Source organism: Novosphingobium colocasiae, from assembly GCF_014652555.1.
In the GTDB taxonomy this organism is placed as follows: Bacteria; Pseudomonadota; Alphaproteobacteria; order Sphingomonadales; family Sphingomonadaceae; genus Novosphingobium; species Novosphingobium colocasiae.
The window spans coordinates 549,424-561,596 of the sequence record NZ_BMZA01000001.1; the positions used below are offsets into that span (position 1 = coordinate 549,424).

Sequence of the window (12,173 nt, forward strand, 5' to 3'; positions counted from 1 at the left end):
GTTGTATCAGCCCAGCAGCGCTTCGATCCGATCGAGGATGCGGCCGAATTCGGCCACCAGCCCCTGATAGGCAGTGGGGGCGGTCATATCGAGCCCGGCGCGCTTGAGGATTTCCGTCGGATGGTCCGATCCGCCCGCGCGCAGCACGTCGAGGTATCCTTCGCGTTCGGCCTTGCCACCATCCAGCACGCGACGGCCGAACCAGGTCCCCGCCGCGATCGATGTGGCGTACTGATACACGTAGAAGGCGTTGAAGAAGTGCGGGATATACGCCCACTCGACCCCGTAGAGATCATCGACCACGAAATCCGGGCCGTGATAGCGCCGCAAGAGATCAAGATAGACGCGCGAGAAGGCCTCGCCTGACAGGCCCTCGCCGGTCTCGGCCAGTTCGTGGGCCTTGAGCTCGAATTCGGCGAGCAGGGTCTGGCGGAAGAAGGTGCCGCGGATACGATCGAGCTGCATGCCCAGGAGAAATATCTGTTCGTCGCGCGACTTGGCCCGCGACAGCAGATATTCGCCCAGCAGCATCTCGTTGCAGGTCGATGCGATTTCGGCGGTGAAGATCGGATAGTCTGCCAGCTCGAAAGGCTGCGCGGTATGCACGAGCAGCGTGTGCATCGCATGGCCCCATTCGTGGGCATACGTGGACAGGCCCGAATAATCCTCGCCCAGATTGAGCAGCAGATAGGGATGCACATCGTAGGCATCGCCGGACATGTAGGCACCCGATCGCTTGCCCGGACGGGGCAGCGGGTCCATCCAGCGGGCCGACGTCGCCTTGGCCAGCATCGCCTGATATTCCGGGCCCAGCGGCTTGAGCGCCTCCAGCGTGATGGTGCGCATGTCGGTCAGCGAGTATTTGCGGTCCAATGAAACCAGCGGGACGTAGACGTCGTAATAGCGCAGGTCCGGCAGTTTGAGCATGCGCTGGCGCAGGCGGAAATAGCGATGGAGTTGCGGCAGGCCGGCGTTCACTTCGGCCACCAGCGTGCGATAGACGCCTTCGGGAACGGCGTTGCGATCGATCGCGGCGGCCAGGCATCCGGGATACTTGCGCGCCCGCGCTTCGAACAGATCGCCCTTCAGCAGCGCGGCGTAATTGGCGCCCAAGGTATTCTCGAAGCCTTTGTAAGCGCCCCAGAAGGTATCGAACACCAGCTTGCGGTCGGCCCGGGCAGGGGCGTCGCGCACCAGCGTATAGCCCTGTTCGTCCAGCCGCTGCTTGCGCCCGTCGGACAGGGTGACGGTGGGCCAGGACAGGTCGGACGATACCAGTTGCCCGCGCGTCGTCGCCGGGCCGGACAGCGGTGAAGAGGCGGCGGCGAGCAGGTCCTCGCCCTCGGGGCTCAGCGTATGCTCGCCCTGCCGCAGCGTATCGCGCAAGGAGAATGCGAAGCGCCGGGCCAGATCGGGGCTGGCGGCGATGAAGCTCTCCACCTTGTCGCGGCCCAGCGCGAGCACTTCAGGAGCCTGCCAGGCCACGGCCTGCTGGAACGCGGCGTAAAGGTCGGTCGCCTGCGCGTCACGCTCCTGGTTGGCCGATATCCGCAAGTCCTCGTCCGCCTTGAGCGAGGCGTAGATGTAGACGCGGATGAGCTTGAGGGTGACGGCGGAGATATCGTCCAGCGCGCGCAGCATGGCCACCGCGCTCTCGCCCAGCGTGCCCTTGTAGCCGGCGAGGCGCGGCAGGGCGTCGGTCACCGCCTTGCGGCCCGCCTCCCAGGCGGCGGTGTCGGCGAACAGGTCGGTCAGGTCCCAGGCCGCGCCGGACGCGGGCGGGGCAGCACTTCCGGCAGCGGCAGCGGCGAACCCGGGCGTGGCGATCAGGCCGGCAGCCGGTAGCGAGGCGGCAAGCCCCATCAGGACACCGCGGCGGTCAGCTTCTGGCATGGCGTGGATTCCCTCTCGCGCCGTCGGGGGGCGGCGTGCAGAACCACAAGCTAGCGCGGTGCCCGACAGGCGCAACCCCGGATCGGCCGGGGCGTGCTGCAACGGGAGCCTGACTTCAACACCGTTCGTATCGAGCGAAGTCGAGATACGAACGGAACGTATTGCTGATTAAACGGATGATTCTTCGAGGCGCGCGCGTTTCCGCCCTACGCCGTGAACGCATCCCCGCGCTGTTATACCAGCGCCGCCTTCAGGTCCTCGACCAGATCGAGCCGTTCCCACGGGAACAGGTCGCCCTTGGCCGTCCTGCCGAAGTGGCCGTAGGCGGCGGTCTGGCGGTAGATCGGCTTGTTGAGGCCAAGGTGCGTGCGGATGCTGCGCGGGGTCAGGCCGCCAAGGCGGTCGATGCCCAGGATTGCCTGTTCGATCCGGTCATCGCCCACCGTGCCGGTGTCATGCGTATCGACGTAGAGCGAAAGCGGCTCGGAGACGCCGATGGCATAGGCGATCTGGATGGTGCAGCGCGTGGCGAGCCCGGCCGCCACCACGTTCTTGGCCAGATAGCGGGTGATATAGGCGGCGGAGCGATCGACCTTGGTCGGGTCCTTGCCCGAAAAGGCACCGCCACCGTGCGGGGCAGCGCCGCCATAGGTATCAACGATGATCTTGCGGCCGGTCAGGCCGGCGTCGCCGTCAGGGCCGCCGATCTCGAATGCGCCGGTCGGGTTGATGTAATAACGCGTCTCGCGCAGCAGGACCGGTGGGATCACCTCGGCCACCACCCGCTTCACATAGGCTTCGAGTTCCGCATACTTCGCCAGATCGGCATTCTCGCCGGTCAGGCAGTAGCCCTGCTTGTGCTGGGTGGAAACGACGATCGCGGTCGCCGCAACGGGTAGCGAGCCTTCGTAGCGCAAGGTCACCTGGCTCTTGGCATCGGGTTCCAGGAACGGCGCGGTGCCGGAATGGCGATCGGCGGCCATGCGCTCCAGGATCTTGTGGCTGTAATAGAGCGTGGCCGGCATCAGATCGGGCGTCTCGTCCGTGGCATAGCCGAACATGATGCCCTGATCGCCCGCGCCTTCGTCCTTGTTGTCGCCGGCATCGACGCCTTGCGCGATCTCGGCGGACTGGCCGTGCAGGTTATTCTCGAACCGGAAGCTCTGCCAGTGGAAGCCGGCCTGTTCATAGCCGATTGCGCGCACGGTGTTGCGCACGGTCTGTTCGATTTCGGCCAGCGCGCCGTCGGCCCACTCGCCGTTTTCATAGACGCCCTTGCAGCGGATTTCCCCGGCCAGCACCACAAGCTGAGTGGTGGTCATCGTTTCGCAGGCTACGCGGGCCTCTGCATCCTTGGACAGGAACAGATCGACGATGGCGTCCGAAATCTGGTCCGCGACCTTGTCGGGATGACCTTCGGAAACGCTTTCGGAAGTGAACAGGTAGTCGCTGCGCATGTGGCCGCCCGTCATATAAAGATTGCTTTAAGTTAGGACCCGGCTCTAGCGGCGGCGGCGGTGCAGGGCAACCATGAAAAAGGCGAGCAGGATCAGCGCGGCGGCTAGCGTCAGCGGCAGGGCGTTGCCGATGCGGGCGAAGGCGGTGGCTTCGTGGGCTGGCGGAATGAAGCCGTCCAGCCGGCTGCGGTGGTGCCACGGGGCGAATGCGCGCACCACGCCGTCGGCATCGATCACCGCGCTGATCCCGGTGGTGGTGGACCGCAGCACCGGCAGCCCTTCTTCGATCGCGCGCAGCCGCGCCTGCGCCAGATGCTGCGGCGGGCCCCAGGCCCCGAACCAGCCATCGTTGGACGGGTTGAAGATATAGTCCGGCCGCGCCTTGGGATCGACGACCTCGCCGCTGAAGACGATCTCATAGCAAATCTGCACGCCCGCCTTGCCGTAATCGCCCAGATCATACGTGCGCGGGCCGGGGCCCGGCCAGAAATCGAGCGCCCCGGCGACAAGGCGTGAGAGGCCGAGCGGCTCCAGCAACCCCCGCATCGGCAGGTATTCGCCGTAAGGGACCAGATGCGCCTTGGAATAGCTGGCGAGGATATCGCCCCGGCCATCGAACGCGGTCACCGAATTGCGCGCGCCGCGCACTTTGCCATCGGCCATCACCAGATCGACGCCGCCGCTCAGCAGCAGACCGTAATCGCCGATGGTATGGCCGATCCGCCGCCGCGCCAGGCCGGGATCGGCGGCATACGTGAACTGGTAGTAGTATTCGGAAGGGTACCCGTCGCGCAGATAGTCGGCCAGCCCGGATTCGGGCCAGAGCACCAGTCGCTTCTGGCCGGGGCGCAGCGGTGGCGACAGCCGGGCGAGGGTCTGGAAATTGGGCTCGAACCGGCGCGGATCGTCGATCACTTCCTGGCGCAGGTCCGGCTGGACCAGCGTATAGGCAATGCCGCCCTCCGCCTGCTCGGCCGGCGGGCGCAGCGCGACCATGCCCAGCGCGGCAAGGGCGAGCGGCAACAGCGCGCCCAGCGCTCCCGCCAGGCGGACCGGGGCGGAGCGCGCCGCAGCAGCGTGCCCGGCGGCCCAGGCTGCTGCGGCCGCCAGCAGCACGAGCAGGCCGGAGAGGCCATAGGTCCCGATCCACGGCGTCAGCGCGGCCAGCCCCGGATGGCGAAACGGGCCCAGCAAGGCGACGCCGATCGGGTTCCAGGCAAAGCCGGTGAACAGCCACGCGCGCAGCCACTCGCTGACGATCCACAGGCCCGCAAAGGCGGGAACGGCGGCGAGCGCGGGCGGGGTTCCCGGCGCGGGGCGCACGATCAGCCACAGGCCTAGGCTCGCGAGGCCGGGGAAGATCGCGAGATAGAGCGAGAGCAGCCCCACCGCGATCCCGCCCAGCCACACCGGCATCTGCGCCTGATAGGTAAAGGCGGTGGCGATCCAGTTGTCGCTCAGCGTGAACAGGCCAAGCCCGAACAGCCACCCGGTCAGAAATGCCGACCGCGCCCCGCCGGCCCGCATTGCCAGCCACGCCAGGCAAGCCATGCCGATCAGCGTCAGCGGCCACAGCGCCAGCGGCTGGAACCCGCAGGCCGCAAGGACGCCCGCCACGATCGGCAGCAGCCACGCGATCACGCGGCGGATAGCGGGCGAGGGAGGGGAAAGCGGCGCAGACCGGTCAGAAGGCATGGGCTGCGACTATGTAGGGCAGCGAAACGGCGGCGCAAGCATCCTTGCACCGCCGTCTCAATCGGATCATCGATCAGGCCGGATGGCCGGCCCGATCAGCCCACGGTTTCGAGCGAATCGCCGTTGCCGTCCGAAGCGGCGGCCTTGCGGGGCCGGCCGCGGGGGCGGGGTTTTTGTTCGGCCACTGCCGGTGCTGCGACGGGCTCGGCCTCAGGGGCGGCGGTTTCAGCGCGGGGCTTGCGACCGGCGCGGGCGCGCAGCGGCTTGCGTTCCGCGCCGTCGCCTTCGCGCTCTTCCTTGCCGGAGAACGAGGGCGGTAGCGACGAGGACAGATCGAACGAAGGCTGCGGCTGTTCGGCGTCGGCCACCGCCTTCGGCGCATCAGCCGTCGCCTTCGGCGCATCGCCGGGCTGATCGTCGCGATCGCGACGGCGCGGTTTGTTGCGGCTCTTTTCAGGGGCACCGCCGCCGCGCGCTTCGCGCACAAAGGGGTTTTCTACCGGTTCGTAGATTGAACGGTTGCCGTCCGGCTGGGCGCGGTTGCCATCATCTGCGAGCGCGACACCATCATCCTCCACCGGCTGGGGACGGTTGCCCCGCTCGGCGCGAGGCGCACGCTCGGCCCGTTCGGGGCGCTCCGCTCGTTCGGGCCGCTCAGCCCGTTCGGGCCGCTCGACACGGTCAACGGCAGCCTCGTCATCGGAATCGCCGTCGTTGTCGTAGCCATAGCCGTATTCATACGGCCGCTCTTCCCGGCGGGGCGGGCGCGAATCGTCCTGGCGCTGGCGCTGGTCGGCGATGACGCGGAAATAGTGATCGGCGAACTGGAGGTAATATTCCTCCATCACGCGATCGCCATTGAGATGGGCGTCATGGGCCAGCTTCTTGTACTTCTCGAGCAGTTGCGGAGCGTTGCCCCGTGCCCTGCTGTCGATCCGATTCGTTTGCTGACCGCCCTGCTGGCGATTGTTGTTACCGCGGCCACGCCTGCGGTTGTTACCACGATTGTTATTCAAGGATTACGTACCTCAAAACCCCTGGCACTGCGCCGGCAAAACCCGGCATGCCGCATGTGCATGAACGCGGCAGCCCCCCTGCTGTCGCGGCTTCCTCATCTGCCAAGTTCGGGGCCGCATCCTGCCACGGCCGCCTGCAAATGACGGAGATGATCCGCGACCGGGAATTTGCATCCGGATGGCGGTTCGTTAGTTTGAATAAGTGTTTCGCCTCGCGATTCCAAGCGATATTTCGTCGATTTTCACATCATCAACAGGAAAATACGACAACGCGCGGCCTGCCGCCAAGGTCATGGACCAGCCGCGAGGCCATTCCTGCGGCCGCGCCCAGCGCCGCAACCGCGTCCGCCTGGGTATGGCCGATTTCCACCAGCGCCAGTCCATCGGCAGCCAGCAGCGCGGGCAGGCGGGGGATGAGGATGCGGTAATCGTCCAGCCCGGCCGGCCCGGCGAACAGCGCCGATGCCGGCTCATACGACCGCACCGACGGGGCCAGATCGGCGTCATCCTCGACGTAAGGCGGATTGGCGAGGATCAGGTCGAACGGCCCGTCCACCCCCCCGGTCCAGTCGGGCAGGCGCCAGTCGGCCGCCACCATGCGCGCCCGTTCGGCGAGGCCCAGCGCCTGCGCATTGGCCGCCGCAACCGCCAGCGCTCCGGCCGAGGCATCGATCCCCACCCCGGTCGCTTCGGCCAGGTTGGCCAGTACCGTCAGCAGCAGCGCGCCCGAACCGGTGCCGCAATCAAGCACGCGCCGGGCCCCCGGCCGCTCCCCCAGCGCGGTTTCGACCAGCACTTCGGAATCGCCGCGCGGGATAAGCACGCGGGCATCGACGCTGAACGGCAGGCCGAAAAACTCCTGAGTCCCGGTGATATAGGCCACCGGTTCCTGCGCCGCGCGGCGATCGGCCAGCGCGGCAAAGCCATCGGGAGCCGGATCGCGCATATGGCGCAGCAGCAGATCGGAGCGGCTCGCCGCCAGCGCATGGGCCATCAGCACTTCGGCATCCAGCCGCGCGGTATCGCTGGTGGCCCCGAGGCGCTCCGCCGCCGCGCGGATCGCTTCGCCGACGGTCTGATGCTCAGCCATCCATCGCGGCGAGCCGCTTGGCCTCGTCCTCGGCGATCAGCGCGTCGATCAGCTCGGCCAGGCCCGGCCCTTCAAGGATTTCGGGCAGGCGATGCAGGGTCAGGTTGATGCGGTGATCGGTAACGCGGCCTTGCGGGAAGTTGTAAGTGCGGATGCGTTCCGACCGATCGCCTGAGCCGACCATGGCCTTGCGTGCCTCGGCCTCGGCCCCTTGTGCTTCGTCGCGCATCTTCTCGAACAGCCGCGCGCGCAGCACCTGCATCGCCTTGGCCTTGTTCTTGTGCTGGCTGCGCTCGTCCTGGCAGATGACCACCAAGCCGCTGGGCAGGTGCGTGATGCGCACGGCGGAATCGGTGGTGTTGACGTGCTGCCCGCCCGCGCCTGATGCGCGGTAGATGTCGATCTTGAGGTCCTTGTCCTCGATTTGCACGTCCACCTCGCTCGGTTCGGGCAGGACCGCGACGGTCGCGGCCGAGGTGTGGATGCGCCCGCCGCTTTCGGTGACCGGCACTCGCTGGACACGGTGGACGCCGCTTTCGAACTTGAACCTGGCGAACACGCCGGTGCCCGAGACGTTGGCCACCACTTCCTTGAACCCGCCGATGTCGCTGGCGTTGGCCGAGATCATCTCGACCCGCCAGCCCTGTTCGGCGGCATAGCGTTCGTACATGCGATAGAGGTCGGCAGCGAACAGCGCGGCTTCATCGCCACCGGTACCGGCGCGGATTTCCAGCATCGCCGGCCGCTGATCCGCCGCATCGCGCGGCAGCATGGCCAAGGCAAGGCGATGTTCCGCCACCGGCAACTCGGCCCTGATCCGCGCCACTTCCTCCGCCGCAAGCGCGCGCATCTCCGGGTCCGGATCGTCGAGCGCCTGCAGGTTGGCCATCTCCGCGCGCATCGTCGCGACTTGCCCGGCGACCTGCGCAACCGGCTCCAGCTCGGCATAGTCGCGGCTGGCGGTGACGAAGGCGTCACCCTCCAGCGTGCCCGAAGCGAGCCGCGCTTCCAGCTCGGCAAAGCGGTGCGCGATCTGGCGCAGGCGTTCGTCGGAAACGATGCTCATCGCGGGGCTTGCCGGTTTTCGTTGAAGACAGTCCGGTTCACGCGGAGGCGCGGAGACGCGGAGAAGAAGGCAGGATTCAGGTTCGCGCAAAGGCGCGAAGGCGCAAAGGGTAAGTTGTGTGCCGCAGGCATATTTTGCTGAACTGACGTAGCAGCAAAACCGCTCATGCATCTGGAATGCGGCTTCGCCGCAAGCCCTTTGCGCCTTTGCGCCTTTGCGCGAACCCTGTTTCCTGTTCTCCGCGTCTCCGCGCCTCCGCGTGAAACCGCGATCATCAGCCCCGCGTCTCTCCTGAAGGGCAGGGGACGCACCCTATATTCGTCATTCCCGCGAACGCGGGAACCCAGCCGATGCGCTTGCCCTTCAAGCAGCGGCAGGAGATGGGCCCCCGCCTGCGCGGGGGTGACGAGGGATGAACCACCTTTGTCATGCTGAACTTGTTTCAGCATCCATCTCTCCCCGAAGACCGTTGGCCTGGACGGTGAAATGGACCCTGCAACGAGTTCAGGGTGACGGGAGATGAGAGCGTGTGGCGTCTTCACCCTTGCTCCTCGACGAAACCGTCAAACAGCGCGCGCGCGGCGGGAAATCTGTTCCACTCTTCATCCAGCAGCCGGATGGTTGCGGACATCTCGCCGTCACGGACATCGAGCGAGATGATCGACGCCGGATCGAATTTTTTGGCGCGATCGAAGCGTTTGCGCGGAGAGCCGGTCGCCACCAGCTCCACGGAAAAACCGGAGCGGCGCATGAGGCTTGTCAGCGCCAAAGCGGCTGTCTCGCGTTCCGGGTGTTCTGCTGCCACCGCCAGATCAACGGAATGGCTTTTGAGTGCCTGCGCATCCCCCACCAGCATCGCCAGCCGCTCGATCCCCGCTGCCCAGCCGACCGCCGGGGTGGCCGGGCCGCCCAGCGATTCCATCAGGCCGTCATAGCGCCCGCCGCCCAGCACCGTCCCTTGCGCGCCGAGCCGGTCGGTGACGAATTCGAAGGCGGTGTGGCGGTAATAGTCCAGCCCGCGCACCAGCGATGCGGCGCGGGTCCACTGGACGTCGGCAGCGTCCAGCCCGGCCGTCACCGCGCCGAAGAAGTCCTGGGCCTCGGCCGAAAGAAACTGGTCGATCTGCGGGGCGTCGGCCACGAACACCTTGTCGCGCGGGTCCTTGCTGTCGAGGATGCGCAGCGGGTTGCGTTCCAGCCGGTCCTGCGAATCCTCGCTCAGATCGGCCTTCACGGCGCGGAAATAGTCGATCAGCGCCGCCCGCCAGGCGTCGCGGCTGGCGGCGTCGCCCAGGGTGTTGAGCTGCAGGGTGACGCCATCGGCGATGCCCAGTTCCTTCAGCAACTGGTCCGCCATGACCAGCAGCTCGACATCGGCCATCGGTTCGGCCGCGCCGATCACCTCGGCGTCGAGCTGGTGGAACTGGCGATAGCGGCCCTTTTGCGGCCGCTCATAGCGGAACAGCGGGCCGTGGGTCGCCAGCTTGACCGGGGCGAACTGCTTCCACCCGTTGGTCAGGTATGCACGGGCGATGCCGGCGGTGAATTCCGGGCGCAGCGTCAGCGATTCCCCGCCGCGATCGTCGAACGAATACATCTCCTTGGACACGACATCGGTCGTCTCGCCCAGCGAGCGGGAGAACACGGCGGTCTTTTCGAACACCGGCATTTCGATCCTGCGAAAGCGATAGAGCCGGCGCACGCGCTCGAACGTCTCGACAACGTGGGCGAACGCTTCCGCCTCGGCCCCGAAGATGTCCTGGGTGCCCCGGATCGCCTGGGGGGTGGCCGGCTGCTGCTGCGTGTCCTTGCTCATAGCGCGCGCGACTAGCCGGAATTGCGGCGGGGGGGAAGAGAGCGCGGTGGATCGGGGCGGGCTGCAGCTTGCGGCGGGCAGCGCGGCAAGCCATGAAGCAGGCAGTGATGATAAAAAATGTTGTCAGAGAGGTTGCCCTGGCAAGCGCGATGGCGCTGGCTGCGGCTGGTGCGCCCGCAATCGCGCGGGCGGACGACGGGCGGCAGCGCTACCCGCTGACCAGCCCGGACTTGCCGGCCGCCGCCGACACCGCCTGGCCCGGCGGAACCATCGCGCTCGACATCGATGCCACCGACATCGCGCGCGGCCTCTATCGCGTCACCGAAACGATCCCGCTGCCGCCGGGGACGCGGCGGCTGTCGCTGCTGCTGCCGGACTGGCTGCCGGGCAGCCACGGACCTGACAATTCGCCCGCCGAACTGGTTGACCTGCGCTTCACCGTCGATGGCAAGCCCGCGCCTTGGCGTCGCGATCCGGTGGAGACGAGCGCCTTCCATATCGACCTGCCCGAGGGCGCGGCCACGCTGACCGCGCGGTTTGTCCACACCTCGCCGCTGCAGCCGGGCGAAGGCCGGGTGACGATGACTGACGCGATGCTCAACCTCAAATGGGAGCACATGAGCCTGTACCCCACCGGCCATGCGGTCAGCCGCATCCCGGTGCGCCCCTCGGTGACCCTGCCAGCCGGCTGGACCCCCGCCACGGCGCTGCCCGGTCTGGTCCGGCAGGGCAATCGGGCGAGTTGGGCCGCGACGGATTATGCGACGCTGATCGACAGCCCGATCTTTGCCGGGGCCAACTATCGCCGGTTCGATCTCGGCCGATCGGTCACTATCGATGCCTTTGCCGATGTGCCCGCGTACCTGGCGCTCGACCCGGCCAATCTGGAAAAACTGCGCCGCCTGGTATCGGAAAGCACGGCCGTGTTCGGCCCGCTACCGGCCGGCCGCTATCAGTTCCTCGTCGCGCTGACCAACCAGCTTGGCGACATCGGGCTGGAACACCTCGCATCGAGCGAGGACGCGATCGAGCCGGGCAGCTTCATCGACTGGGCGGGGACCGACTGGGACCACAACACCCTGCCGCACGAACTGGTCCACGCCTGGAACGGCAAGTACCGGCGTCCCGCCGGGCTCGCCACGCCCGATTACCGCACGCCGATGCAGGACGATCTGCTGTGGGTCTATGAAGGGCAGACCCAGTTCTGGGGGCTGGTGCTGGCGGTGCGATCAGGCGTGCAGCGCAAGGACACCGTGCTGGGGGCGATCGCCCAGCGCGCCGCCGGACTCGCCGCGAGCGCGGGGCGCGGCTGGCGGCCGCTGATCGACACCACCTATGATCCGATCATCGCGAACCGCAAGCCCAAGCCCTATGGCTCGCTGGCGCGGGGCGAGGACTATTACTGGGAAGGCGCGCTGATCTGGCTGGAGGCGGACCAGCTCATCCGCACCGGCACGAAAGGCGCGCGCGGGCTGGACGATTTCGCTCGCGCCTTCTTTGCGCCCGGACAGGGCGACGGGCGGCTCAGCACCTATACTTTCGACGATGTCACCGCCGCGCTCAATGCGGTCTACCCTTATGATTGGGCCACGTTCCTGCGCCAACGGATCGAGCAGCCGGGGCAGGGCGCGCCTTATGCCGGGATCGAGCGGGGCGGCTACCGGCTGGTCTGGCGCGATGTGCCCAACAGCTATGAACAGGCATTGATGACCCGGCAGGGCGCGCTCTATCTCACTCACTCGCTGGGGATGGAGCTGAACCGCGAAGGTGTGGTGACCTCGGTGATGTGGGATGGCCCGGCGTTCAATGCCGGTCTGGTCACCGGCGCGCAGATTCTGGGAATCGATGGCACGGCCTGGTCGGCAGAGGCGATGAAGGCGGCGATCACCCGCGCCAAATCCGCCCCGGCACCAATCCAGTTCGTGGTGCAACGCGGGAACCGTATCCTGAACGTGGCCGTCGATTATCATGGCGGGCTGCGCTGGCCGTGGCTCGAACCGGCGGTCGGCAATGGTGAATCCGGCATCGACAAGCTGTTTCAGCCTCGTACCAAGTAATGATGCGGGCGATTGAATAACTCTGTTGCGATGCAGCAGGCGCGGGGCTAAGTCGGCGATCGCGTGACCGGCGCGGCCGGTAC

The 12,173-nt window shown here is 67.0% G+C and carries 8 protein-coding genes; 1 reads left to right on the top strand and 7 read right to left on the bottom strand.

The window, feature by feature from the left end; all coding sequences use genetic code 11:
- Positions 1-6: 6 nt before the first annotated feature.
- The 7 genes from IE122_RS02750 to hisS all read right to left on the bottom strand — a co-directional run bounded on the left by IE122_RS02750 (position 7) and on the right by hisS (position 10,033).
- Positions 7-1,893 (bottom strand): M3 family oligoendopeptidase, encoded by a 1,887-nt coding sequence (locus IE122_RS02750; protein WP_189619530.1) that lies wholly within the window; start codon positions 1,891-1,893, stop codon positions 7-9.
- Between the two features lie 233 nt (positions 1,894-2,126).
- Positions 2,127-3,350 carry a methionine adenosyltransferase gene (gene metK, locus IE122_RS02755; protein WP_189619531.1) on the bottom strand — a complete coding sequence of 408 codons (1,224 nt, stop codon included), beginning with the start codon at positions 3,348-3,350 and terminating at the stop codon, positions 2,127-2,129.
- 45 nt (positions 3,351-3,395) lie between these two features.
- Complete coding sequence (gene lnt, locus IE122_RS02760) at positions 3,396-5,045, bottom strand: apolipoprotein N-acyltransferase (RefSeq protein WP_189619532.1); 1,650 nt, start codon at positions 5,043-5,045, stop codon at positions 3,396-3,398.
- A gap of 95 nt (positions 5,046-5,140) precedes the next feature.
- On the bottom strand, positions 5,141-6,061 hold the full coding sequence (locus IE122_RS02765) for a DUF4167 domain-containing protein (RefSeq protein ID WP_189619533.1): 921 nt from the start codon (positions 6,059-6,061) through the stop codon (positions 5,141-5,143).
- A 250-nt stretch (positions 6,062-6,311) separates the two neighbouring features.
- A complete protein-coding gene (gene prmC, locus IE122_RS02770; RefSeq protein WP_189619534.1) occupies positions 6,312-7,151 on the bottom strand; it encodes a peptide chain release factor N(5)-glutamine methyltransferase in 840 nt (279 codons plus the stop codon).
- Complete coding sequence (gene prfA, locus IE122_RS02775) at positions 7,144-8,217, bottom strand: peptide chain release factor 1 (protein ID WP_189619535.1); 1,074 nt, start codon at positions 8,215-8,217, stop codon at positions 7,144-7,146. The genes prmC and prfA overlap by 8 nt, the downstream gene beginning before the upstream one ends.
- Positions 8,218-8,755: 538 nt before the next feature.
- The gene (gene hisS, locus IE122_RS02780; RefSeq protein ID WP_189619536.1) at positions 8,756-10,033 is read right to left on the bottom strand and encodes a histidine--tRNA ligase; all 1,278 of its coding nucleotides are present in this window, start codon (positions 10,031-10,033) and stop codon (positions 8,756-8,758) included.
- Between the two features lie 149 nt (positions 10,034-10,182).
- Here hisS and IE122_RS02785 point away from each other — a divergent pair, with 149 nt between their 5' ends.
- Positions 10,183-12,090: a M61 family metallopeptidase gene (locus IE122_RS02785; RefSeq protein WP_229813667.1), complete on the top strand. Its 1,908-nt coding sequence runs from the start codon at positions 10,183-10,185 to the stop codon at positions 12,088-12,090.
- Positions 12,091-12,173: the final 83 nt, after the last annotated feature.